Source organism: Pseudoalteromonas sp. UCD-33C (genome assembly GCF_001306895.1).
Lineage (GTDB): Bacteria > Pseudomonadota > Gammaproteobacteria > Enterobacterales > Alteromonadaceae > Pseudoalteromonas.
In genome coordinates this window covers 756,543-779,704 of sequence record NZ_LJTB01000002.1, presented here as the reverse complement: position 1 = coordinate 779,704, position 23,162 = coordinate 756,543, and the positions used below count along the sequence as shown (strand labels likewise).

The window sequence follows — 23,162 nt, the reverse complement described above, 5'->3', positions numbered from 1 at the left end:
TAAAACTATAAATTGTTATTTTAACAAGCCTATTGTGGCTGCGGTACTAAATTGTTTAATTGAGCGCTTTTTGTAAAACAATAAAACTTAGCAGATGCCTGCTCAAGGTTTAAGTTCATCGAATCAAGTTGATGATTGTTTACAATATCTGTCCATGTGATCACAGCAGCAAAATTACCGTTATGTAATGCTGAACTAAGAACATACTCAAGATTAACTAAATGTTTTTGTCTGATCACAAGTAGTTTGCTGGTATCAATCGAACATGAATCTAGTAAGGCTTTACTAGGAACATGATCAGGAGCAATTAATAGTGTCCATCCATTTTGGCTATTGTAATGATGCAATACTTTTAATAGCTCAAAGGTTGCTGATATTTCGTCTTCAATTTGAATTAAATTAACAGACGCTTTGTCGTTATCTTGTTGGTAGCTTTTAACTGTTCTTAAGGTAATTGGCTGTAACATAACTTTCACTCACTGGTTGTTTATACAGTATGTGTATACAGTAGTTTATACAGTGTTTTTGCGCAAGTACTTTTTTGCTATTTTTTAACCAATTATTCAGTTTTATTTTAGTTAATATTATTTAATTGTTATTAAACAGTTGCTTATGGTTTTATTTTGAAGGTTGGAAAAGGTGAAAAATTTACCATTAAATCCATACAGTATTTTATACAGTACTGTGTAAACTGTTAAATTTTGATTCTATACAGGTGTTTTGCATAAAAAAGCCGGCATAATACCGGCTCTTTATCTTTGCAATTTTGCTATTTATCTAAGTAGGTATTTAAGAACTCAAGGTATGCATTTGAGGCTTTTATGCGGTTTTCTTTTTTAGTAAAACCATGGCCTTCATCATCGAATAATACATATTCAACAGGCACACCATTTGCCTTTACAGCGGCAACAAGTTCATCGCTTTCAACTTGTAAAACGCGTGGGTCGTTAGCACCTTGGATCACCATTAATGGCTTGGTGATGTTTTTAGCATGAAATAGTGGCGAAATGGCACGGTGACGTTCACCGTCTGTCGCTGGGTCGCCCATTTCATCATACAGTGCCTTTTTAAAGCTTTCCCACCATGGTGGAATCGAGTTTAAGGTTCTAACCCAGTTTGTTACACCAAATATATTAATACCTACTTTGAACTCTTCTGGTTCAAAGGCAAGTGCTGCGGCGGTCATAAAGCCACCGTAGCTGCCCCCCATAATGCCAATTTTATCTGCATCAACCCAATCTAGGCTTTGTAGGTGTTTTTTACCGTAAACAATATCTTGTAAATCGTCAGTGCCATGTTTTTTATCATCTAAATGGAAGAACGTTTTACCATAGCCTGAGCTGCCACGGTTATTAACTGCAAAAATGGCATAACCATGATTGACTAGATGCTGCTGCATTGCACTATATCCTGTGCGACTTTGGCCGCCAGGACCGCCGTGCACCCAAACTAAAGCTGGTACTTTGTTGTTGCTATTAGCTTGCTTAGGCTTATATAAAACCCCAGGGATCTCTAAACCATCAAAGCTTTTAAAGCGCACAATTGTGCTTTCAACCAAGTCATTTTGATCAATTGCTTCACTTAATGTGTTGGTTAATTGTTTAGCTTTTGATTCACCGAGTTGCCACACAAATAGGTTACTTGGCGAGGTATCTGAATTTAAATAAAACGCCATGGTCTTTTCATCAGCTGAAAAGTTCACACCACGTAAGTTACCAGCAGGCAGCGATGGCATGGCAATACCTTTACCTGTGGTGGTATCAATTATCGACACTTTAGTGCTTGCGTCAGCATTAACACCGCTTACTTGATAACGGCCAGATTTAGAGAAGTAAATAAAACTCACATCCCACTCATCTTTGAGGGCAGGGCTGTGCTCGCCGGTCGTTAAGTCATAGCGCCACACCTCTGCAAATTCACCTTTGGCATCGGTTGAGTAATATAATGATTTACTGTCTCTTGAGAAGGTTTCAGGGCCATATTTTGCGTCGTCATCATGACGGGTAATGAGTTCTGGTTTCAGTGTTTTCTTACGCGTATCGAGAATAAAAACATCGCTGTCTTTGTTCGAATTGTTTTTCGATAAAGCAATAAAGCGGCCGTCAGGGCTGATTACGCCGACATCTAGCCCCATAGTATTTTGGTAAACAGGCGTTACTTCATAGCTGTTAGCATCAACACGATATAGGTCCATAAACTTAGCATCACGCTGATTGCTGGTTATAAAAAAGTGTTTACCGTCTTCTGTGAAGCCTGCAAATCCTGCACGGGTTTCTTCACCTGGCGTAAGATCTTTAACTGTGCCATCTGTTTCGCGAACATAGATGTGATAACGCTCGTTACCGCCTGAGTCTTTAGTAAATAGTACGCGCTCATCTTTAGGAAAATAAGCCACAGCATAAGTACTGTCTTCAAAGTCTGTTAAGCGGGTTTTTTGGGCGGTTTTTATATCTACTTCATAAAGGCTATAAATGCCGCTTTCGTCACTGCTAACGAGTATTTTGTCGCCTTTCGGTGAAAAGCTGCTGCCCATAATTGAGGTTGTATCAAAAAAGGTTTCAGCGTCGTACTGTTTAACAGTTTGGCTTTGTTGCACGCTTTCGGTGCTACTTGTTGATGGGGTTGATTGAGAACATCCTGCCAGTGCAAGGCTAAGCGCGCATGCAACGGCAGCTAGTTGAAAACTCGGTTTCATTGTAATTATTCCTTGTTAATTTTTCGTTATCAAGTGTTGCCTGTTCATAATCTAAACGCAAGTTTTACCCGTTCGATATTTGTTACAAATCATGTAAATAAATAGGGACATGAGTGTGCTACTATTTTTTCATTATTAAAGGAATAAACATGATTGAAATTAATAACCTCAATAAGCGCTTTGCTTCAGCCTACGTTTTTAAAAACTACAGTAAGCTATTACAAAGTAAACGAGTTTGTTTACAGGCAGCGAATGGCAAAGGAAAAACAACATTACTGATGATGCTAGCTGGCCTTGAAAAGCCACAATCAGGGCAGGTTCTATATAATAATGAAGCATTAAAATCGCCGCAAAGTGATGTTTCAATTGCTAGCGATCGTATTGCTCTGCCAGATTTTTTAACTGCGCGGCAAATTATTGAACTTAGTTGCAAGGCGTTAAAGAAGGATATGCCAGAGCAACTCATTACTGGATTTAACTTTACAGAGCACCTTAATACTCGTTTTAGTGCTTTGTCGAGTGGCAATCAAAAGAAGTGCCAGCTTATAACTGCTTTTTTAAAGCAAGCTCCATTTTTGCTATTAGATGAACCAAGTGCTGCGCTTGATCAAATAAGTATAAAATTTTTGCTGACCTTACTTGATGGCTACTTAGATGATAAACCTAATGGGCAAATCATCATTACAAGCCACGAACCTGAGGTGTTTGTACAGCATGGTTTTGAGTGTGCATCACTATGATAAATTCCCTTGCTAGTTACTTTTCATTCCTTTCTTTTCGATACCTAGCATACACGACCATTCTCAAAAGCATGCTATCTCAGTTAAAGAGTTTTAGCTTGCTGCTCGCGCTGGTTCTGGGCCCAGCTTTCCTTGGAATGGTTTTATTGTTGTTTTTAGGGCTTGGAAAAATAGTCGATAGCCATGCAGCACCTTCTTACGGTGCAAAATTAGCAGTGGTTTATCTTTTACTTGAATCGGTGATGTTATGGGCCATGGCGCCAGCCATTAAAAATGAGCAAAATAGGGCGTTTCAGCGAAGCCTTTATAAATCCTCCTGGCGAGTATGTGTTGACTACAAGTTACTACTTTTAAGTAATGTTTGGCTTATTGCCAGTTCATTAATCGCAATAGATCTATCGTTAAAGCAGTGGCTACAAGTACCTCATTTTATGCTGTTTATGTTGTTGCAGTGGCTATGTGGAGTATTTGTTCTTTATAGGCCACGTGCACTTTTTTATAGTTTATTGCTCAGTTCTGTATTGGTATTACAGCCTGTTAGTTTATCTCCGCTGCAATACTATCTAAGTTTTGTTGCTATTTTCGGCTGTTCGATTTTACTCCCACCTGTAAGAATAAGTCATAAGTTAAAAGTACACTCGCTTGCTTTATTCTGGCTTAGTTACTTTATACAGCACAGTTGGAGCTTAATATGGCGTGGGGCAATACTGGTTGCATGTTTGTTTGCTTTATCACAACTAATTGCAGTTCGTAATGACTTTAGTGACTTGATACAAGCTGTGGTTTTTTCAGTATGTGTGTTGCTAACAAGTTCGCTGCAGTTCGATTGCTTGGCTGTTTTTAAAAAATATCGGCTGTTCTTTCAAAGCAATAACCAAGATAAGCCGTTTTATATAAGCCAGTTTTTACCGAGCCTTATATTTTTTGCTGTGGCTTTAATTGTCGTTATAAGCATGCTTGGCATTAACTTGATTTACATCCCCATTGGGGCAGTGTGGTGTGTATTGCAGCAATATTTAGCGCAAAAAAAACCAGCGCAATTTGCGCTGGTTTGGTTTTTCATAACAATTGGATTTGTTTTGCTAGCTTAAGCGGCGTCTGCTTTTTTATCGCTCTCGCCGCGGGCAACATTACCTGCAACTAAGTCTGCTGGGTCAAAGTCGTCAACGTTAATTACGTCAAGACGGGCTTTTTCAACAGCAGCTAGTTTGTCGGCTTCAGCTTGGCTTAAAATGCCTGCTTCTAGGCCCATTTGCGCTACTTTATCAAGCTGGAAGAAAGGCAGTTTTACGCCTTTTTCACGGCATACCTTGTCAAACAGAGGCTCAACTTCAAGAATGTCTTTAAGCGTTTGCTCTTGACGACCAACAAGGTTAAGTGGCTCGTTTTTAAGGTAAATGTAGTTAGCTAAACGGTTACGAGTTTCGCTCGGTACTTGTAATAAGTGTGCAAGTTTGTGCTCAAGCTTATCAGTAGGTTTACGTACTGGACGACCGAATGGGAATAACATGATTTTTAGCATTGCACGTAGTGGTGCAGATGGCATGTTATTGATTAAGTCAGCGAGTGCACGTTGGCAGTGGTAAAGGTGATCTTGGCAGCTCCATTGAACAAGCGCAAAATCTTCTTTTTTACGGCCTTCGTCGTTGTAACGTTTAAGTGTTGCAGATACAAGGTATAAGTAGCTTAGTAAGTCACCTAAACGTGCAGAGATACGCTCTTTACGTTTTAATGAACCACCAAATACCGCCATGCTGATATCTGACATTAGTGCTAATGATGCACTGAAACGTGACGCAACACGATAAAACTCAGCTGTTTCGTCTTTGTACGGTGTACTTGTGAAGCGAGCATTGGTTAATGCTAACCACTTAGTACGAACAAGGTTCGAAATAGTAAAGCCAACGTGACCCATTAATGCTTTATCGAATACTGCTAGCGCTTCTTCACGGTCTTCAATAGCACAAGCACCTAGCTCAGTTAACACGAATGGATGACAACGAATTGCACCTTGACCATAAATGATCATGTTACGTGTTAAGATATTTGCACCTTCAACGGTAATTGCAATTGGCGCACCTTGGTAACCGCGACCTAAGTAGTTGTTTGGACCAAGCATGATGCCTTTACCACCATGAACATCCATGCCGTGAATAGTCGCTTCACGCATTTGCTCAGTTAAGTGGTATTTGATAATCGCAGAGACAACCGATGGTTTTTCACCAAGGTCAACAGCCCCTGTAGACATGCTAACAGCAGCATCAGAGCTATATGCGTAACCTGCAAGTTTTGCCATTGATTCTTCAACACCTTCCATTTGACCAATTGGTAAACGGAATTGACGACGAATACGGCTGTAAGAGCCTGTTGCAAGCGCAATTGTTTTAATGCCACCTGTAGAGTTAGACGGCAATGTAATTGCACGACCAACAGATAAACATTCAACAAGCATACGCCAGCCTTGACCTGCCATTTTCGGGCCACCAATGATGTAATCAAGTGGTACGAAGATGTCTTTACCGCGAGTAGGACCATTTTGGAATGGTACGTTTAGCGGGAAGTGACGACGGCCAATTTCGACCCCTGGAGTATCTGTAGGGATCAGCGCACAGGTAATACCAGGTTCTTTGTCATCACCTAGTAAACCGTCTGGATCTTGTAGTTTAAATGCAAGACCAAGTACAGTCGCAACAGGAGCAAGAGTAATGTAACGCTTGTTCCATGTTAGGCTAATACCAACAACTTCTTCGCCGTTCCATTGACCTTTACAAACAACACCGTAATCAGGAATTGCACTTGCGTCAGAACCAGCTTCTGGTGATGTTAAAGCAAAACATGGGATCTCTTGACCACTTGCTAAACGTGGTAAGTAATGATCTTTTTGCTCCTTAGTACCATAGTGCTGAAGTAATTCGCCCGGACCTAATGAGTTAGGTACACCTACGATAGAAGAAAGTAGCGTCGATTTACTGGTTAACTTTTGCAGTACACATGATTGTGCATAAGCAGAAAACTCTAAACCGCCGAATTCTTTTTTGATGATCATGGCAAAGAATTTATTATCTTTTAGATATTGCCAAACATCTTGCGGTAAATCAGTTAGTTCGTGAGTTGCGTGCCAGTCATCTAGCATGCTACACACTTCTTCAACAGGACCATCAATAAATGCTTGCTCTTCGATAGTCAGTTTAGGTGCTGGGTATTGGTGCAATTTGTTCCAGTCAGGACGACCACAAAACAGATCCGCTTCCCACCACGTAGTACCGGCATCGATTGCTGATTTTTCAGTATCCGACATAGTCGGGGTTACTTTTTTGAAAGCAGCGAAGATAGGTTTAATGATGTATTGTTGACGAACGCCAGTCACAGAAAGTGGCACAGCGATAAGTAAGAATAGTAGCCAACTAATTGCGCCAAACGCGCCAGCAAATGTGCCAACAAGTAAAGTCGCAACGGCAATACCTAAGCAGGTATTCCAGCTTGCTCTGTGGTAACTCGCAATACTAAGCAGCACGAGTAAACCAAGTAAAAATATGAGAGTCATTGATTATTCCTTAATAGAGGTCAGACCACCTCTTTTAGAGTAGCGCTAGAAAAGCGAATTATCAAGAGGGGAACAAGGATTAAAACGGCTTGTTTGGTGAGTTTTATTATTTTAAAAATGGCTATCAGTGCAAAAACATTTACAGCAGATGAGGAATTGTTGAGTAATTACATATAATCAGCGTCGTTATACTTACGGTTAATTGTGAATTGCTCAGATAGTTCTGAAAATCTCAGCATAGCAGTTGCCATCTTTAGCGCTATGATTAACAATGAGCGCAGGCAGGGATCAGCCCATCATGCCTTCCTTCGATTAGTTTTATAGGTTAAGAGTTCTATGTGTGAGTTGCTTGGCATGTCGGCCAATGTACCAACGGATATTTGTTTCAGTTTTTCAGGATTATTAGAGCGCGGTGGTAATACTGGCCCACATAAAGATGGCTGGGGCATCACTTTTTATGAAGGTAAAGGCTGTCGTACATTTAAAGATCCTGAGCCAAGCTGCCAGTCAGAAATTGCCAAACTCGTAAAAGCTTACCCAATAAAAAGTATTTCGGTGATAAGCCATATTCGCCAAGGTAATCGTGGTCGTGTCTGTCTTGAAAACACCCACCCATTTACTCGTGAGTTATGGGGACGCGAGATTACGTATGCCCACAATGGGCAATTATCAAATTATCATGATTTAAAACCAGACTATTACAGGCCTGTCGGTAATACCGACAGTGAACTGGCGTTTTGCTGGCTGCTCGATAAAATTCGCGAAAAATACCCTAAGCGCCCATCAAATATGGCGTCTGTATTTCGCTATGCTGCCAAGCTTGCTCACACACTGCGTGAAAAAGGCGTATTTAATATGCTACTTACCGATGGTGTTTTCGTTTTAGCTTATTGCACCAATAATCTACATTGGATCACACGCCGTGCGCCATTTGGCAAAGCGACATTAATTGATGCTGATATGGTGGTTGATTTTCAAAAAGAAACCACACCGAACGACGTGGTTACTGTGATTGCAACAAGGCCGCTCACCAATGATGAACGCTGGCAGAAAATGGAGCCCGGTGAGTTTGCACTGTTTAAAATGGGCGAAAAGATTTAAATAAAAGATGAAGCGCTACTCAGGCGCTTCATTACTCACTTCATTATTTGTTACGGCGACTGGCGTGGTCACGGTAAATGAATTAAGTTGCACTTCAAATTGCTCTACGCCTTTTTCACCTTTCCACATACGAACTAGCATGTAGTCCATTTCTGGGGCAAACCAAGCGAGTGCTTGACGCTTGTCGTTATCGTATAAACGTTTTACTTTAATCGCTTCTACATTGCCGATGGGCAATGAAATCATTTCTGTGCCGACAACTTCAAAGTTGTAGTTACGTAAATTGCCTTTTTTATCAACAAGTGGATAAGATAATTGCGTTTTGCCTTGTTTTAGCTCTTCGCGAACTTGCACTTGATAAGACAGTGAATCTTGAAATTCATCTGACCAATCAATTTTAAGAGGATATTTACTTTGGCTGCTTTGAACTTGTTTTTGCGTCGCATCAAATTTCAAGCTGTATTCTTTATCAGGCCCTGTGCCTGAGCGCTCCATGGTGTAACTCATTGGAGAAACTTTCTGATCATGATAAGTAAACATGGATGTTTCTTTTCGTGAGTCCGAAAAAATCATCCATTCGATTTCACTGTGATAGGTGATCACGTAGTTACCGTCAGCGGCTTTTTTCAGCTCGCGTACTGCTTTACCATGGGTTTCGCCTTTACGAAGTACATCGTATTTGGCTTGGTATTGAGTGAGGTCGCCAGCTAAAACACTGGTAGGAAGTAATAAAGTGCCCACACAAGCGAGTAGGGCACTTAGATTTTTATTCTGGGTAGTGCGCGCCGTGTGCAGGAAGTTTCTTTTCGTCAAAAACTGCATAATCTGCTTCCATCTTGAGTCGTTGTTCACTGAACCACTTGACCACCAATGGATAGATTATATGTTCTTGCTGATGAACACGTTGTGCGAGTGTCTCTGCGGTATCGTTTTCGAGTACCGGAACTTTGGCTTGAAGAACAACGGGACCGCCGTCTAGCTCTTCTGTGACAAAGTGAACACTAACACCATGAACGTCATCTTTTGCATCTATCGCTCGTTGGTGGGTATTCAGCCCTTGGTACTTAGGCAACAAAGAAGGGTGAATGTTCAACATTTTTCCCTTAAACTTTTGCACTAAGCTAGGTGTAAGAATACGCATAAAACCAGCTAATACAACTAGATTTGGTTCAAAATTGTCAATAATGTCCATTAACTCAGCATCATAGGCCTCGCGCGAGTCAAAATCTTTATGGCTAAGTACACGTGTTTGTATACCTGCATTTTTTGCTCGCTCAAGGCCATAGGCGTCGGCTTTATTACTAATTACAGCGGCGATTTCGGCCTTTATCTCACTACGCGCACATGCGTCGATGATGGCTTGAAGGTTTGAACCGCTACCAGAAATTAATACAACAAGACGACAAGGGGTCATTAGTCACGACCACCTAAAATTTCTACTTGCTCTTCACCTGCTTTCGCATCTTGGATCTCACCGATATGCCATGCATTTTCGCCAAGATCTTTAAGAATTGTTAAGCTTTGCTCAAGTTTGTCAGCTGGAACAACTAAAACCATGCCTACACCACAGTTAAATGTACGGTACATTTCGTGTGTTGTGATGTTGCCGTTTTCTTGTAACCAGTTGAAAACAACAGGCCATTCCCAGCTATCACCTTTGATTACTGCTTTTGCAGATTCAGGAAGTACGCGCGGGATGTTTTCCCAGAAACCACCACCCGTGATGTGAGATAACGCGTGAACGTCAACCTGCTTGAATAGCTCAAGTAGTTGTTTAACGTAGATACGAGTTGGCTCTAAAAGGTGATCGCCTAGTGTTTTGCCTTCAAGCTCTGCACTTGTGTCTGCGCCAGATACTTCAAGAACTTTACGAATTAATGAGAAGCCGTTTGAGTGAGGACCACTTGATGCAAGAGCGATTAATTGGTCGCCTGCAGCAACTTTAGTACCGTCGATAATTTTTGATTTTTCTACAACACCAGTACAGAAACCAGCCATGTCGTAGTCTTCGCCGTCGTACATACCTGGCATTTCAGCAGTTTCACCACCGATTAAAGCGCAGCCAGAAAGCTCACAGCCTTTACCAATACCTGTTACAACATCAGCCGCAGTATCTACGTCTAATTTACCAGTTGCATAGTAATCAAGGAAAAATAGTGGCTCTGCACCTTGTACAATAAGGTCGTTTACACACATAGCAACAAGGTCGATACCCACTGTGTCGTGCTTTTTAAGATCGATTGCTAAACGTAGTTTTGTACCAACACCGTCTGTGCCAGCAACCAGTACAGGCTCTTTATAGCCAGTTGGTAGTTCGCAAAGTGCGCCAAAACCACCGATACCGCCCATTACTTCAGGACGTCTGGTTTTTTTTACTACGCCTTTAATACGCTCAACAAGTGCATTACCGGCATCGATATCTACGCCCGCGTCTTTATAGCTAAGAGACTGTTTTTGTTCGCTCACAGGTTTTCCTCAAAAAAGTTGCATGTGGGTTGCTTAGAAACGCGCGTATTTTACAACAATTGCACTGGCGCGGCTAGTTGAAAAATCACTTTAACCGACTTGACAAGGACAGTTGTCCGGTTTTTTGTTTTCAAGTTCCAAGGCAAAAGTATCAGGCAAATGAACTTTTAACCTTGAAACTCGAAACTTCTCACTATTTGTTAAGCTTTCGCGGTTAAAATAGCGCGAAGAGGGGCAGGGTAACCTTCAATGGTTTTGCTGGTGTCATTTGGGTCTAAAAAGTCGACTAATGATTCGTTTTCCATCCACTGGGTTTTACGTTGTTCTTCAAGCGTTGTGATTGCGCAGTCTTTAACTTGTACATCTTTAAAGCCAACGCGCTCCATCCATAGTTTTAATGCCGCGGTGCTTGGGATAAACCATACATTACGCATTTTCGCATAGCGGTCAGTTGGCACTAAAACTGTGTGCTCATCACCTTCAACAACCAGTGTTTCAAGGACTAACTCACCACCAGGGCGAAGCTGTGCTTTTAATTGCGCTAAAAAGTCGATAGGTGAACGACGATGATATAAAACACCCATTGAAAATACCGTATCGAATGCTTTTAGCTCTGGCAGAGCTTCAACACCTAACGGCAATAAATGCACGTTTTCATCTTGGTGATAATGCTTTATCGCTTGGAATTGGCATAAGAATAAATCAGATGGATCAATGCCCACTACAAAATTAGCGCCTTCACCGCGCATGCGCCACAAGTGATAACCTGAGCCACAGCCAATATCAAGCACAGTGCGGCCTTTTAACGGTTCTATATGAGGCAGTAAACGATCCCATTTCCAATCACTGCGCCACTCAGTATCAATTTCGATACCGTGTAAGCTAAATGGCCCTTTACGCCATGGCATCATGCGCTTTAATAAATGCGTTAACTGTTTTTGCTGACCTTCAGATAGCTCATCACCGGTGCCAATTTGTACTTTATCCTGAAGATTCACATGGTTTGTGCTTACCTCAGGTAAGTTTTTCAGCACTTTTTGCCATTTCGGTAAATCACCATGGCTGGCTTCTAGTTCCCAGTGTTTTAATTGACCAGGCAAAGTTTCGAGCCAGTGGCTAAGCGGGCTTTGTGCAATCGCAGCGTAAAATTGGTTAAACCATTGAGACATGAAATACTCTTTATATCGTTGTGATGATTACTTGATTGCAATCATTGAGCAGAAGTTAAAACATTGATACCACACTTGCGTTTGGCTAAAACCAATTTCACTTAATCGGTTTAAGTGGGTAGATAAATGATCAGGGCGCATGACATTTTCGATAGCCGTACGCTTTTGGCTGATCTCAAGCTCCGAATAGCCGTTGTGACGTTTAAAATCATGGTGTAAATCAATGAGCAAATTATCGCATTGCTCATTTTCACCTCTAATTTTTTCGCTCAGCAGCAAAACACCGCCTGGTTTTAAATTTGCGTAAATCTTTTCAAGCACCGCTTGGCGCTTTTCAGGTGGAATAAACTGTAGTGTAAAGTTCATCGCGACCACAGAGGCATTCTCGATAGCTAAATCGTTGATATCACCTAGTGTAACTGTGACCGGCACGTCAGAGCGAAAACCTTGTAAATGTAATTTACAGCGCTCAACCATCGCTTCTGAATTATCAACAGCAATGATATTACAGTTATCAGTGCGAATATTGCGGCGCATACTTAACGTTACAGCACCAAGAGAACAGCCTAAGTCGTATAGGTTTGAATTGCTTTGCGCGTACTCACCAGCCAGCTTACCCATGGTGCTAACAATAGTTGCATAACCTGGCACCGAGCGCTGGATCATATCAGGGAAAACTTCTACTACATGTTGGTCAAAGCTAAAGTCTTTAACCGCTTGCTCAGTGGCATAAATACTGTCTTTTTGCGTCACTTGAACAGTCTCTTTAAAAAATAATACCGCTATTTTAGCATTTTTAACTGGATAGTCAGTGATAAATTCAGTAGCTTGGCTAGAATTATCAATAACAAGTACAAAAAAGAGAAGTTTAATGACAAAAAGCAAAGTGATCAGTACTGAAGATATCTTATCAACTCTGTGTCATTCAGTGACTGGAGTTCTGTCTTCAGCAAGCGGTAACAGTATTAGTTATTCTGCTATGGTTCAAAAAATCACCCGCACCTGTATGCGCCCAGATATTGGCTGTTTTGTATTGTTCGATGGTGGCTTTACCGGTCTTGTGGTAACAAACTTCACAGCGCAAGCAGCCATGGAAATTTACCATGACTATATGCGTAACATGGGTATGCCTGAGGACGAAATTGCACAAAGCCATTTATCAGATGATGTGGCAAACGTACTCGGCGAGCTGATGAACCAAATCGTTGGTGACTTTACGTCAAAAGTACGCGACCAGCTGCATACTTCTATCACGCAAAACCAACCTAAGATGATGGCGATTAATAAACAAGTGCAAATCTCTGTTGATACCACCATGGATAGACCACAAGCGCGCCGTGTGACCTTCACTACAGCGAAGCAAAATATCTTCTATCTAGAACTGGCAATGGATAAAACTGAGTTTATCAAACTACATGATTTTGATATTTCAGAAGCCGTTGACCCGGATGACATCATCGAAAACGAAGCTAAACAAAAAGCTGAAAAGCAAAAAGCATCATCACAAGCAGACGATGCAGATGATGATTTTATGGCAGAGCTTGGTTTGTAACCTAACGACTTGAGCTGTCAGCTATCAGCCGTCAGATAAAATAGAGGCGCGGGTCAGACCGCGCTTTTTTGTTTTTAAAAGGCTATAGCACTTAGTGTTTTATGTTGAGTTTATTTCAACGCTGAAATTCAATTGAGGGTACTAAGCCCTAAGTTTGAAATATGGTTTTGCAGCTTTCGTTAAATTAATGTTTTGGTGTGTAATACATAAATTAATCTACTGAAATAACTCAATAGGCAATTGAATTGGAATTTAATCACATATATCAAGATGTTATAGTCGATGAAGTAAAGTTAAAACGCTCTGGGAGTGAGTTTCAAGTGTTTGTGACATTCCAAACTCAATCGGAGACTTTACATGTTGTACTTAATGGAGTCCGAGAGATTGATAATATTTCTGATTTGTTAGAGGCAAAACAACTTTGGCTTGAAGATAGCGAATCTAATCAAGCTGAGTATGGAAAATTTAACCTTGGTATTTCACATGAGAGTTACACGGAAATTTGCTTTGACTCATTAGGTTAAGAGCCTTGTAAGCTACCTTGGTATAAAAAATAGTGCTTGGTAGCAATTGCTTACATTCTTAGGTTAAGGAAAATAGTGCTACAAGAATTAGAAAATTGGAGAAATTCAAAATCTAAAATTTTGACAATTGAAAATCTCAAGGTGGTTCTTTCTGCTCAATTGGGTGAGCCAACTAAAGCTCAATACATTGAAATTAAGGGCAATGGCCTTATAGCAAGGGCAACACTTTGGGAAAATGGTAACCTTGTATTAAAAGCAGTTAGTTGTCAGTCTGATAAGCAGGTAATTTTAAAACATCTGAATTCATGTAAGGCATGGCAAATTGACGATGAACTTAACTGGTTGTTGAGTCAAATTGTTATTTACGAACCTTCATAATCGATGTAGTTGAGTAACTAGTCTTGGCTCAAAACTTACAGTTTAAAGCTTTGAACTTAAAGCTCGTTTTAAAGCCTACATTCATCCAATTTATGCTTTACTCATAAAGCCTTAAATGGATTTGATGATTACATGAATTACTTAAAAAACTTTATAACTAAATTTGTTTTCATGATGCAGAAGCGGCCGGGGTTGATGGCGGTGTTGGCTTTTTGCAGTGGTGTGGCAAGCTATGTCTTTGTTGAGCGAAAAGAATCGTTTTCGCAACTTATCTCTATTTTGCTATTAGTCACTTGGTTGTGGTTGTTAATAGATAACTGGCTAAGAGATAAAGTAGAGGAGCGTTTTGGTGTGGCAGTGTCGCCCAACGTGATGCGCTTTGCGCTGCAAGTTGTGCAGCAAGAAAGTTTGTTTTTTGCTTTACCATTTTTCTTGGCGGTGACTACTTGGGACCGTGGTCAGGCCGCGTTTACCGCTTTAATTATACTTTGTGCGTTCGTTTCTGTTGTTGATCCCCTTTATTACAAAAAGCTTGCAAGGCACAGTGTCTGGTTTAGTGTGTTTCATAGCTTTTCTTTGTTTGTCGTGCTGTCGGTTACCTTGCCAATTTTATTAAAGTTAACAACCAGCCAAAGTTTTGAAATAGCGCTGATCACGGCTGTTATTTTAACGATTCCAAGTCTTGGTAATTTGATGCCCAATGCTAAATGGTGGCGTTTCCCGCTGTTGGTGTTATTGCTTTGTGCATTAGGTACCGGGCTTTGGCAATTACGTAGTTTTGTGCCACCTGCGGCACTGCGTTTAACCGATATGAGCATGTCGTATCAGCTTGATGCACAAGCACGTAAACCGCTTTCGCCAATATCAGAACTCACTGAGCAGAGCTTACATGAAAAAGGTCTATATAGTTTTATTGCGGTAAAAGCACCGCGAGGGTTAAATGAAAAAATCTTCCACGTTTGGGTGCATAATCGAAAAGAAGTTGACCGCATAGCCTTGGATATTTCTGGTGGTCGTAAAGAGGGCTATCGAGCGTGGAGCCATAAAACGAATTTCCCTGCTAATGCTGCAGGGAAATGGGTCGTTAAAGTGGTTACCGAGTCTGGGCAGCTGATAGGGCAAAGAAGGTTTGAGGTTTCAGAAGTTTAGCTATCAGCTTTCAGCCGTCAGTTTTTAGCTGATCGAGATGGGGGATAGTTATTAGAGTTTTTGAACAACAAGAGCTCAACATTCATTCCCCAGGTTTTATGTTTTTGATAGCTGATAGCTGATAGCTGATAGCTGATAGCTGATAGCTGATAGCTGATAGCTGATAGTTTTAATACGGATTTTTCCCTTCACCTACCAGCACACTGAATATTCTTAAATCTAGTTCTAGTTGATGATATTGCGGCTCCATGTGGCAGCATAGTTGATAGAAAGCTTTGTTGTGGTCTTTTTCTTTAAAATGAGCCAGCTCGTGTACGACGAGTGCTTTGAGAAGTGGCTCAGGTGCGCGAAGTAGGTCGCTATTAATGGCAAGGTCGTGTTTTCGGGTTTTACCTTGCATACGGAAAGTATGGGTGCCTAAGGCATTCGTGACCATATCGCCTTGTTTTTTGAATGCAGCACGACCAAAAGGCAGGGCATTTTTAAGGTAGCGCTTTTTCAGCTCAGTGGCGTAACTGTATAAAGCTTTATCGCTGGTAATGCTATGCGCATCAGGGTATTTGCCCTTTAGGTAGTTAGCAGCTCTGTCGCCATTAAATAGCTGTAACACTTGCTCAATGATGTGAGGCGGGTAACCTTGAAAATAACGGCTGTAATCTTTCATATTTTCTCTGATAAATCGGGCGCTAAAATAAACTGCTTTGGCTTGCTTCGCGTTCACCCATAAAAGGTGCGAGCACGGGGTGATTGTAACCTAAATCTTGGCAAAACTGTCTTGCTAAAAGTGGTGACTGGCGATTATCTGCGGTATGAAAAAACAAATAGGGTGATTTTCCTTCATCAAGCCATTGCTTTACTTTTTTCAGCCATGGCTGGTAATACGACTTGTATTCATGTTCAAGACTGGCAATCACAAAGCGCAGCATAGGCTGATTTCCTGTTGCAATGGCATGCACAGGTAAATAAGGTTTTTTCTTTTGCGCATCAATGAGTGCATCGGTATCGGCGGGTACAGCAAATAAAGCGCGGGTATCCATACTGATACGGTCTATATTATTTTCAATTAATAGCTGATTTAAACGAATTTCTGCATCATCTTTTTGAAAGAAACCGGGGTGACGTACTTCTATACCGTAACTAAGTTGTTTGGGTAGTTGTGCAATAAAATTAGCAAGCAGTGGCAGTGCATCTGGTCCAAAGGCACGGGGTAGCTGCAACATTATTTGCCCCGTTTTAGCAAAAATTGGCTCAAATAAGTTTAGCCACGCATTAAGCTCACTAGTTATATTCGTCAGTTGTAATTCGTGACTAAAACGCCGATGAAACTTAAAAGTAAATTTAAAGTCTTCGGGTACCGCATCATGCCAGCGCAATAATGACTCATGACTTGGATCAGCATAAAAACTGGTGTTGCCCTCGACTGAGTTAAAGCATTGCGCATATTCACTGAGCATGTCGGCGCTTTTACAGTGACTAGAGAGTAAATTTCCTTTCCATGCGGTGCTAGACCACTGCGGACAACCTAAATACAGCATTAAACCAACCAATAAATTTAAACTTTAGCTAGTGTATCAAAAGAAATGTTTGCTCAGAAGTCGGGGTATATATTTAGCCCCCGACAGGCACTGCTGGCACTCGCATTTTGCGATGGTTTGGGTATAATGCTCTGCCTTAAATGATTACTTTGTATAGTGGCTTTTGCTCTCAAAATAGCGAACTCTTAAGAGCAGGCGGCTATAAGTCTTTAACTGACAGGAATACTATGCGCTCTATATATTGCGGACAGCTAAACAAATCTCACGTAGATCAAGAAGTTGAACTATGTGGTTGGATCAACAAACGCCGTGACCTTGGTGGCCTTATCTTCGTCGATTTACGTGACAGAGAAGGTTTAGTACAAGTTGTTTTTGATCCTGAAGTAGAAGGATTAATGGATACTGCGAATAAACTACGTCAAGAGTTTTGTGTGCAGTTAAAAGGTGTTGTTCGCGCACGCCCTGATAGCCAAGTAAATAAAGACATGGCAACAGGTGAAGTTGAAATTTTAGGCACAAGCTTAACTATCATCAACCGTTCAGAGCCATTACCACTTGATTTTAATCAGCAAAACTCTGAAGAGCGCCGCTTAAAATACCGTTACCTAGATTTACGTCGTCTTGAAATGAGCGACCGTATCAAACTTCGTGCAAAAGCGAGCAGCTTTGTGCGTCGTTTCTTAGATGACAACGGTTTCTTAGATATCGAAACACCGGTACTAACAAAAGCAACGCCAGAAGGTGCGCGTGACTACTTAGTACCTAGCCGTGTTCACAAGGGGAGCTTCTACGCTTTACCTCAGTCACCACAGTTATTTAAACAATTATTAATGATGTCGGGCTTTGACCGTTACTATCAAATTGTTAAATGTTTCCGTGACGAAGATTTACGTGCTGACCGTCAGCCAGAATTCACACAAATCGATTTAGAGACGTCATTCATGAGCTCTGATGAAGTGCGTGCAATGACTGAGAAAATGATCCGTGAAATGTGGCAATCATTATTAGACGTTGATTTAGGCGACTTCCCAGTAATGCCATACAGCGAAGCAATGAGTTTATATGGTTCTGATAAACCAGACTTACGTAACCCAATGCAACTTGTAGACGTTGCTGATTTAGTAAAAGACGTTGAGTTTAAAGTATTCTCTGGTCCTGCTAATGACGAAAAAGGCCGTGTTGCTGTATTAACTGTACCAGGCGGTGCTGAGCTTTCTCGTAAACAAATCGACGATTACACTAAGTTCATTGGTATCTATGGCGCGAAAGGCCTAGCATGGATGAAAGTGAACGACCGTGCTGCGGGCGTTGAAGGTGTACAATCACCAATCGCTAAGTTCTTAAACGAAGAGGTGATCAACCAGTTACTTGAGCGTACTAACGCACAATCTGGCGACATCATTTTATTTGGTGCTGACAAGCGCAACGTTGTAAACGAAGCAATGGGTGCGCTACGTCTTAAGATTGGTGTTGATTTAGGCATTACTGATCTAGATAGCTGGAAACCATTATGGGTTGTTGACTTCCCTATGTTCGAAGAAGACGACGAAGGTACATTGCATGCGGTTCATCACCCATTCACTGCACCGAAAGGTATTTCTCCTGAAGAGCTTGAAGCAAACCCAGCTGGTGCACTATCAGATGCATACGACATGGTATTAAACGGCTACGAAGTTGGTGGTGGTTCGGTACGTATTCACAATGCAGAAATGCAAGAAACAGCATTCAGAATTTTAGGTATCGAAGCGCAAGAGCAACAAGACAAGTTTGGTTTCTTACTTGATGCACTTAAATACGGTACGCCACCGCATGCAGGTCTTGCGTTTGGTCTTGACCGCTTAGTTATGTTGTTATGCGGTACTGATAACATTCGTGACGTTATTGCTTTCCCTAAAACAACTCAAGCATCATGTTTATTAACAGATGCACCAAGCAAAGCAAATGCAGATGCATTAACTGAGCTTGCTATTGATGTTGTAGCGAAAGACGCTGAATAATTCATAATAACCTGAATTATAAGACTTAATGAATAATAACCCTAAGGTGTATGCCTTAGGGTTTTTTTGTGCTTAAATGAATATTTAGTATGTTCTTCAAGGAGAGAGAATGAATATCAGTGCAACTTTAATCGGGCAAATAATTGTTATTTTAATTCCTGTGTTTGCCGCTATCAGCTATTACTTAGGTAAGCGCAAAACCTCAACACCAATCGTAGTGGCCGTTATTGGTGGGTTACTAGGGCTAATTCCATTGTTTGGTCTTATTTTTATTGCAGTACTTGCGCTTAAACAAGATATTGAGACCACCGCGTGATCGCAAGCCATTCCCTTTATTTTGAACACACCTTTGAAGCAAACCTTGCAGGGCAAACATTTTCGCATTGCGAATTTGAGCAATGTGAATTTATCGACTGTGACTTTAGCAATAGTCAGTTTGAAAACTGTCGGTTCATAGAGTGTGAGTTTAAAAACTGTAATTTAGCTGCCCTTGGGCTTAGGTACACCTCGCTTGAAGAAGTAAGCTTTAAACAGTGTAAATTAACCAGTGTTCGTTTTACTGATGTTGATTGGCCGTTACTCGCCAGCCGTGCTCCAGTGAGTTTTGTTGGCTGTGAACTTAGCCACAGCAGCTTTTTTGAACTTAGTTTAAAAGCTTTAAAAATGCGTAGCTGTTTTGCCAAAGATGTTGATTTTAGACATGCAGATTTATCTTCAGCTGATTTTACTGATACGGACTTTCGTGACAGCTTGTTCCAACAAACCAACCTCAGTAAGGCTAACTTTATTGGTGCCAGCCACTTCGCCATTGATATAACAGCTAACAATATCAGTAAGGCCAAATTTGAACGTTATGCCGCTTTGGATTTATTAGCAGGGCTCGATATAGAGCTGGTGGATTAAATATTATTGCTACTTAAGGTTAAGAAAAGTTATGGATTTAAGTCCCATCACCTTAGAAGGTCAATTTGTTAAATTAGTGCCGTTAACGCTTGAGCACCGTGATGCTCTAGTTAGCGCCGCTTCAGATGGAAAGCTTTGGGAGCTTTGGTTTACCTCGGTGCCTAATGAAGAACGTGTTGACGATTATTTAAGTATGGCGTTTGAACAACAGTCACTTGGTCGCGCATTACCATTTGCTGTCATCGATAAACACACCGATGAGGTGATAGGCTCAACTCGCTTTTGTAATATCGACAGTAAAAACCGCCGTTTAGAAATTGGCTATACATGGTATGCCAAGCGTTTTCAGCGTACTGGGGTTAATACTGATTGTAAAAAACTGCTGCTGAGTTATGCATTTGAAACACTTAATGTGATTGCTGTTGAGTTTCGTACCCATTGGCATAATCAGGCTTCGCGCAATGCTATTGCTCGCTTAGGGGCGAAACAAGATGGGGTGCTTCGTAATCACCAAATAATGGCTGATGGATGCGTACGCGACACCGTGGTGTTTTCAATTATTGATGGTGAGTGGCCTATGGTTAAACGTAGCTTAGAATTCAAATTAGCATGTTAAATATTAAAAAGGCGGCGCTATTGCTCGCTTTAACGCTTTGCGGGCAAACAGCCTTTGCAAATCAAACAGAGACACTGTTTGATACTGAGCGGGCACGCCATATTCCGGTGACCATTACAGCAGCCGATAGCAAATGCACGATAAAGAAGAAATGCCCCGTGGCGTTTATTGGGGCAGGCTATGGTATGGCACATACAGACTATCAATTTGCTCAGCAGGCCTTTCATCAGCATGGTTATTTAACGGTTGAAGTTGCTCATGAGTTAAAAGGTGATCCGAGTTTAAACCCTGAGCCACCATACATGACTACCCGTATGGAAAACTGGCACCGTGGTGTGCAAACCCTTGAGTTTTTAGCCGTAGAACTTGCAAAGCGTTACCCTGCGTATGACTTTAATCAGCTCACTTTATTTGGGCACTCAAATGGGGGAGATATTGCAGCATTATATGCCGCTATTTATCCCGCTAAGGTGTCTAAGCTGATCACCCTTGATCATCGCCGTATGCTGACCCCAAGGAACAAAAATATTGCTGTACTGACACTACGCGGTAGCGATTACCCAGCAGATGACAACGTATTGCTAACGCCGCAAGAGCTCGCTGTATACCCAGTGACGCAAATTAAGCTTAAAGATTCGCGCCATAACGATATGTATGATGGTGGCCCAAAATCGCTTGTTGCACGTATGAGTGAAGAACTTAACGCGTTTTTATCTCGCTATTGATGCTCAGTTAAAACTGAGCATCAATGTCGCTGCGAAAATTAAAATAACCCATCTCGACAAGGTTGTTATACACACCCTCAATATTCAGTGGTAGCCATTGCTGGTACATTTTTAAATGGCTGTATTTAGGCAAGCTTATTTCTTTTTGTAAGGTCGCAAGGTTTTTACCTTTTAACATGCCATCGCGCACGGCAGTGTGTAAGTCTTGAATATAGTGTAAGTACGAGACAACATCATCGCGGTTGCCAGTATCTGCATGGCCACCTATAAATGCAGCAAACGCAGGTTCATTTAGCACCGCTTTGGTTGAATGCAGCATGCCGTTAATATCGTAACCAATCAGGTTTTTATATGGCATGCGGCCAAGCACAATCCAATCAACAACATAAAGTACGTTGGCAGGCATAAAGCGCATACTGACATTGCCTCGGCCATTATTAGGCCCATAATATTTCAGCTGCACGTAACTATCACCTAAATCGACTTTTAGTGTATCGGTAAATGTAAGATCAGGCAGGGCAGTAGGCACTTTATTTAATTTAAGGTCCTCAGCTGCAAATTGATGAGCAACGACCGTGGTGTTGTTATCGATTAGCTCATTACCGCCCATCGCATGGTCAACATGGCTATGGCTGTACAGCATAAATTTGATTTCGGCGTTAAAGGTTTTCTTGATATAGCTTTTTAAGTATTTTGCGGCATCGCTATTAATAGGATCAGTCACTAAGGCCTGGTTATCAACAATCATAAAAGCGCTGTGATAATGGCCAGCACTAAAGCGATATACGTTGTCTTTAATATTTTCGACTTTATAGTTTGCTTGTTCTGCACAGATGGCCTGATTGGTTACAAGTATCAGCGCACTGAAAAGTAAGATTTGCAGATTTTTGAACATTAGCGATCCTTTTGCGTTGAAATGTGTCTAATTAACCATATCAAAGTTTAGGTAATAGTACATATTATACTACTTAAGGGGTTAGTTGATCTGTATCAAAGTTAAGGAGCTAAGCAAGGTGGGGCGGACATAAGTCCTTATGTTTTTGCCTGTGTTTCTCTATCCTCGCGAAGCGCTATAATGAAGAAATGCTATGCTTAGCACAGACTTCTAGAACCTTATTCACTGGAAAAGACAAATGCAACATTTACCTACCGTTGATTATAAAGCGAGCGATGCGGCCGCTCAATTTGTTGAGTCACTAAGAAACACAGGTTTCGGTGTATTAAAAAATCACCCAATCCCTCAGTCATTAGTTGAGTCTATTTACAAAAATTGGCAAGAATTCTTTAATTCTGAGCAAAAGCACGAGTTTTTATTTTCAAAAGAAACACAAGATGGTTACTTCCCACCATCAGTGTCAGAAGTTGCAAAAGGCTTTACCGTTAAAGATATTAAAGAGTATTACCACGTTTATCCAAAAGGCCGTGTTCCAGCACAGCTAGAAGAAGAAATCCGTGAGTACTACCGTTTAGCGAATGAGTTTGCAGCAACATTATTAAGCTGGGTTCAAGCTGAAGCTCCAGAAGAGGTGCGTGCTAAGTTCTCTATCGACCTTAAAGATATGATTGCTAACTCTGAGCAAACACTCCTGCGTATTCTTCACTACCCACCAATGACAGGTGATGAAGAGCCAGGTGCAATCCGTGCGGCAGCGCATGGTGACATCAACTTATTAACTGTGTTACCTGCGGCGAATGAGCCAGGTTTACAAGTACAAAAAACAGATGGCGGTTGGTTAGACGTACCATGTGATTTTGGTAACCTGATCATCAATATTGGTGACATGCTACAAGAAGCGTCAGGTGGTTACTTCCCATCAACGATTCACCGCGTGATCAACCCAACGGGTAAAGCGTCAACGAAATCACGTATTTCGTTACCATTATTCTTACACCCGCGTCCTGATGTTGTGCTTTCTGAGCGTTACACAGCAGACAGCTACTTACAAGAGCGTTTACGCGAACTTGGTGTTAAGTAAAGATAGGTTATAAGAATAAAGCGGCATTTGAGCCGCTTTTTTTATGTCTTAAATTTGTCTGCTAAGTTCAGCATTAAGTGTTAGTTTGCAAA

The 23,162-nt window shown here is 41.2% G+C and carries 24 protein-coding genes; 13 read left to right on the top strand and 11 right to left on the bottom strand.

From position 1 onward, the window contains the following. Positions 1 to 29 precede the first annotated feature (29 nt). Positions 30 to 467, bottom strand: a complete 438-nt coding sequence (locus AOG26_RS06725) for a SulA-like leucine-rich domain-containing protein (protein WP_054562013.1) — start codon at positions 465 to 467, stop codon at positions 30 to 32. A gap of 302 nt (positions 468 to 769) precedes the next feature. After that, the gene (locus AOG26_RS06720) at positions 770 to 2,695 is read right to left on the bottom strand and encodes a S9 family peptidase (RefSeq protein ID WP_054561778.1); all 1,926 of its coding nucleotides are present in this window, start codon (positions 2,693 to 2,695) and stop codon (positions 770 to 772) included. A 149-nt stretch (positions 2,696 to 2,844) separates the two neighbouring features. On the opposite strand from AOG26_RS06720, the gene AOG26_RS06715 reads away from it, so the two are divergent. Both AOG26_RS06715 and AOG26_RS06710 read left to right on the top strand, forming a co-directional pair. Next, positions 2,845 to 3,435, top strand: a complete 591-nt coding sequence (locus AOG26_RS06715; protein ID WP_054561777.1) for an ABC transporter ATP-binding protein — start codon at positions 2,845 to 2,847, stop codon at positions 3,433 to 3,435. Beyond that, positions 3,432 to 4,526, top strand: coding sequence for a DUF6136 family protein (locus AOG26_RS06710; protein WP_054561776.1), 1,095 nt, complete (start codon positions 3,432 to 3,434; stop codon positions 4,524 to 4,526). The genes AOG26_RS06715 and AOG26_RS06710 overlap by 4 nt, the downstream gene beginning before the upstream one ends. Here the strand turns inward: AOG26_RS06710 and fadE are convergent. Then, positions 4,523 to 6,979, bottom strand: coding sequence for an acyl-CoA dehydrogenase FadE (gene fadE, locus AOG26_RS06705; protein WP_054551597.1), 2,457 nt, complete (start codon positions 6,977 to 6,979; stop codon positions 4,523 to 4,525). The genes AOG26_RS06710 and fadE overlap by 4 nt on opposite strands. A 336-nt stretch (positions 6,980 to 7,315) precedes the next feature. Here fadE and AOG26_RS06700 point away from each other — a divergent pair, with 336 nt between their 5' ends. Beyond that, entirely contained in the window at positions 7,316 to 8,080 is a 765-nt protein-coding gene (locus AOG26_RS06700) for a class II glutamine amidotransferase (RefSeq protein WP_054561775.1), read from the top strand. A gap of 15 nt (positions 8,081 to 8,095) precedes the next feature. On the opposite strand, the gene AOG26_RS06695 is transcribed toward AOG26_RS06700, so the two are convergent. From AOG26_RS06695 to cmoA, 5 genes are all read right to left on the bottom strand, one after another. Continuing rightward, positions 8,096 to 8,893, bottom strand: a complete 798-nt coding sequence (locus tag AOG26_RS06695) for a DUF3108 domain-containing protein (RefSeq protein ID WP_235576261.1) — start codon at positions 8,891 to 8,893, stop codon at positions 8,096 to 8,098. Beyond that, positions 8,847 to 9,494 (bottom strand): phosphoribosylglycinamide formyltransferase, encoded by a 648-nt coding sequence (purN, locus tag AOG26_RS06690; RefSeq protein ID WP_054561773.1) that lies wholly within the window; start codon positions 9,492 to 9,494, stop codon positions 8,847 to 8,849. The genes AOG26_RS06695 and purN overlap by 47 nt, the downstream gene beginning before the upstream one ends. Beyond that, the gene (purM, locus tag AOG26_RS06685; RefSeq protein ID WP_054551593.1) at positions 9,494 to 10,546 is read right to left on the bottom strand and encodes a phosphoribosylformylglycinamidine cyclo-ligase; all 1,053 of its coding nucleotides are present in this window, start codon (positions 10,544 to 10,546) and stop codon (positions 9,494 to 9,496) included. Before purM ends, purN begins: the two co-directional genes overlap by 1 nt. A 200-nt stretch (positions 10,547 to 10,746) precedes the next feature. Further along, positions 10,747 to 11,715: a tRNA 5-methoxyuridine(34)/uridine 5-oxyacetic acid(34) synthase CmoB gene (gene cmoB / locus AOG26_RS06680; RefSeq protein ID WP_054551592.1), complete on the bottom strand. Its 969-nt coding sequence runs from the start codon at positions 11,713 to 11,715 to the stop codon at positions 10,747 to 10,749. Positions 11,716 to 11,742: 27 nt separating this feature from the next. Further along, positions 11,743 to 12,468 carry a carboxy-S-adenosyl-L-methionine synthase CmoA gene (cmoA, locus tag AOG26_RS06675; RefSeq protein WP_054551943.1) on the bottom strand — a complete coding sequence of 242 codons (726 nt, stop codon included), beginning with the start codon at positions 12,466 to 12,468 and terminating at the stop codon, positions 11,743 to 11,745. 118 nt (positions 12,469 to 12,586) lie between these two features. On the opposite strand from cmoA, the gene AOG26_RS06670 reads away from it, so the two are divergent. The 4 genes from AOG26_RS06670 to AOG26_RS06655 all read left to right on the top strand — a co-directional run bounded on the left by AOG26_RS06670 (position 12,587) and on the right by AOG26_RS06655 (position 15,318). Further along, positions 12,587 to 13,267: a DUF3334 family protein gene (locus AOG26_RS06670; protein ID WP_054561772.1), complete on the top strand. Its 681-nt coding sequence runs from the start codon at positions 12,587 to 12,589 to the stop codon at positions 13,265 to 13,267. 245 nt (positions 13,268 to 13,512) lie between these two features. Continuing rightward, positions 13,513 to 13,791, top strand: a complete 279-nt coding sequence (locus AOG26_RS06665; RefSeq protein ID WP_054561771.1) for a hypothetical protein — start codon at positions 13,513 to 13,515, stop codon at positions 13,789 to 13,791. A gap of 75 nt (positions 13,792 to 13,866) precedes the next feature. Continuing rightward, a complete protein-coding gene (locus AOG26_RS06660) occupies positions 13,867 to 14,169 on the top strand; it encodes an immunity protein TriTu family protein (RefSeq protein WP_054561770.1) in 303 nt (100 codons plus the stop codon). A gap of 132 nt (positions 14,170 to 14,301) precedes the next feature. Further along, complete coding sequence (locus tag AOG26_RS06655) at positions 14,302 to 15,318, top strand: DUF5924 family protein (RefSeq protein WP_054561769.1); 1,017 nt, start codon at positions 14,302 to 14,304, stop codon at positions 15,316 to 15,318. 169 nt (positions 15,319 to 15,487) lie between these two features. On the opposite strand, the gene AOG26_RS06650 is transcribed toward AOG26_RS06655, so the two are convergent. Both AOG26_RS06650 and AOG26_RS06645 read right to left on the bottom strand, forming a co-directional pair. After that, on the bottom strand, positions 15,488 to 15,982 hold the full coding sequence (locus AOG26_RS06650) for a M48 metallopeptidase family protein (RefSeq protein WP_054561768.1): 495 nt from the start codon (positions 15,980 to 15,982) through the stop codon (positions 15,488 to 15,490). 22 nt (positions 15,983 to 16,004) lie between these two features. Further along, positions 16,005 to 16,853 (bottom strand): DUF72 domain-containing protein, encoded by an 849-nt coding sequence (locus AOG26_RS06645; RefSeq protein WP_054561767.1) that lies wholly within the window; start codon positions 16,851 to 16,853, stop codon positions 16,005 to 16,007. A gap of 227 nt (positions 16,854 to 17,080) precedes the next feature. Here AOG26_RS06645 and aspS point away from each other — a divergent pair, with 227 nt between their 5' ends. From aspS to AOG26_RS06620, 5 genes are all read left to right on the top strand, one after another. Then, the gene (aspS, locus tag AOG26_RS06640; protein ID WP_054561766.1) at positions 17,081 to 18,850 is read left to right on the top strand and encodes an aspartate--tRNA ligase; all 1,770 of its coding nucleotides are present in this window, start codon (positions 17,081 to 17,083) and stop codon (positions 18,848 to 18,850) included. Positions 18,851 to 18,959: 109 nt separating this feature from the next. After that, a complete protein-coding gene (locus AOG26_RS06635; protein WP_054561765.1) occupies positions 18,960 to 19,166 on the top strand; it encodes a hypothetical protein in 207 nt (68 codons plus the stop codon). After that, positions 19,163 to 19,753, top strand: coding sequence for a pentapeptide repeat-containing protein (locus AOG26_RS06630; RefSeq protein ID WP_235575466.1), 591 nt, complete (start codon positions 19,163 to 19,165; stop codon positions 19,751 to 19,753). Before AOG26_RS06635 ends, AOG26_RS06630 begins: the two co-directional genes overlap by 4 nt. A 31-nt stretch (positions 19,754 to 19,784) precedes the next feature. Then, positions 19,785 to 20,369, top strand: coding sequence for a GNAT family N-acetyltransferase (locus AOG26_RS06625; RefSeq protein ID WP_054561764.1), 585 nt, complete (start codon positions 19,785 to 19,787; stop codon positions 20,367 to 20,369). Next, entirely contained in the window at positions 20,363 to 21,094 is a 732-nt protein-coding gene (locus AOG26_RS06620; RefSeq protein WP_054561763.1) for an alpha/beta hydrolase, read from the top strand. Before AOG26_RS06625 ends, AOG26_RS06620 begins: the two co-directional genes overlap by 7 nt. A 7-nt stretch (positions 21,095 to 21,101) precedes the next feature. On the opposite strand, the gene AOG26_RS06615 is transcribed toward AOG26_RS06620, so the two are convergent. Then, on the bottom strand, positions 21,102 to 21,989 hold the full coding sequence (locus AOG26_RS06615; protein WP_235575465.1) for an MBL fold metallo-hydrolase: 888 nt from the start codon (positions 21,987 to 21,989) through the stop codon (positions 21,102 to 21,104). A 238-nt stretch (positions 21,990 to 22,227) separates the two neighbouring features. Here AOG26_RS06615 and AOG26_RS06610 point away from each other — a divergent pair, with 238 nt between their 5' ends. After that, the gene (locus tag AOG26_RS06610) at positions 22,228 to 23,070 is read left to right on the top strand and encodes an isopenicillin N synthase family dioxygenase (RefSeq protein ID WP_054551580.1); all 843 of its coding nucleotides are present in this window, start codon (positions 22,228 to 22,230) and stop codon (positions 23,068 to 23,070) included. Positions 23,071 to 23,162: the final 92 nt, after the last annotated feature.

Bases quoted from the DNA above. Each gene is read 5' to 3' on its own strand.
- AOG26_RS06725 (WP_054562013.1), bottom strand. From the start codon at position 467: ATGTTACAGCCAATTACCTTAAGAACAGTTAAAAGCTACCAACAAGAT.
- AOG26_RS06720 (WP_054561778.1), bottom strand. From the start codon at position 2,695: ATGAAACCGAGTTTTCAACTAGCTGCCGTTGCATGCGCGCTTAGCCTT.
- AOG26_RS06715 (WP_054561777.1), top strand. From the start codon at position 2,845: ATGATTGAAATTAATAACCTCAATAAGCGCTTTGCTTCAGCCTACGTT.
- AOG26_RS06710 (WP_054561776.1), top strand. From the start codon at position 3,432: ATGATAAATTCCCTTGCTAGTTACTTTTCATTCCTTTCTTTTCGATAC.
- fadE (WP_054551597.1), bottom strand. From the start codon at position 6,979: ATGACTCTCATATTTTTACTTGGTTTACTCGTGCTGCTTAGTATTGCG.
- AOG26_RS06700 (WP_054561775.1), top strand. From the start codon at position 7,316: ATGTGTGAGTTGCTTGGCATGTCGGCCAATGTACCAACGGATATTTGT.
- purN (WP_054561773.1), bottom strand. From the start codon at position 9,494: ATGACCCCTTGTCGTCTTGTTGTATTAATTTCTGGTAGCGGTTCAAAC.
- cmoB (WP_054551592.1), bottom strand. From the start codon at position 11,715: ATGTCTCAATGGTTTAACCAATTTTACGCTGCGATTGCACAAAGCCCG.
- AOG26_RS06670 (WP_054561772.1), top strand. From the start codon at position 12,587: ATGACAAAAAGCAAAGTGATCAGTACTGAAGATATCTTATCAACTCTG.
- AOG26_RS06655 (WP_054561769.1), top strand. From the start codon at position 14,302: ATGAATTACTTAAAAAACTTTATAACTAAATTTGTTTTCATGATGCAG.
- AOG26_RS06650 (WP_054561768.1), bottom strand. From the start codon at position 15,982: ATGAAAGATTACAGCCGTTATTTTCAAGGTTACCCGCCTCACATCATT.
- AOG26_RS06645 (WP_054561767.1), bottom strand. From the start codon at position 16,853: ATGCTGTATTTAGGTTGTCCGCAGTGGTCTAGCACCGCATGGAAAGGA.
- aspS (WP_054561766.1), top strand. From the start codon at position 17,081: ATGCGCTCTATATATTGCGGACAGCTAAACAAATCTCACGTAGATCAA.
- AOG26_RS06635 (WP_054561765.1), top strand. From the start codon at position 18,960: ATGAATATCAGTGCAACTTTAATCGGGCAAATAATTGTTATTTTAATT.
- AOG26_RS06625 (WP_054561764.1), top strand. From the start codon at position 19,785: ATGGATTTAAGTCCCATCACCTTAGAAGGTCAATTTGTTAAATTAGTG.
- AOG26_RS06620 (WP_054561763.1), top strand. From the start codon at position 20,363: ATGTTAAATATTAAAAAGGCGGCGCTATTGCTCGCTTTAACGCTTTGC.
- AOG26_RS06615 (WP_235575465.1), bottom strand. From the start codon at position 21,989: ATGTTCAAAAATCTGCAAATCTTACTTTTCAGTGCGCTGATACTTGTA.
- AOG26_RS06610 (WP_054551580.1), top strand. From the start codon at position 22,228: ATGCAACATTTACCTACCGTTGATTATAAAGCGAGCGATGCGGCCGCT.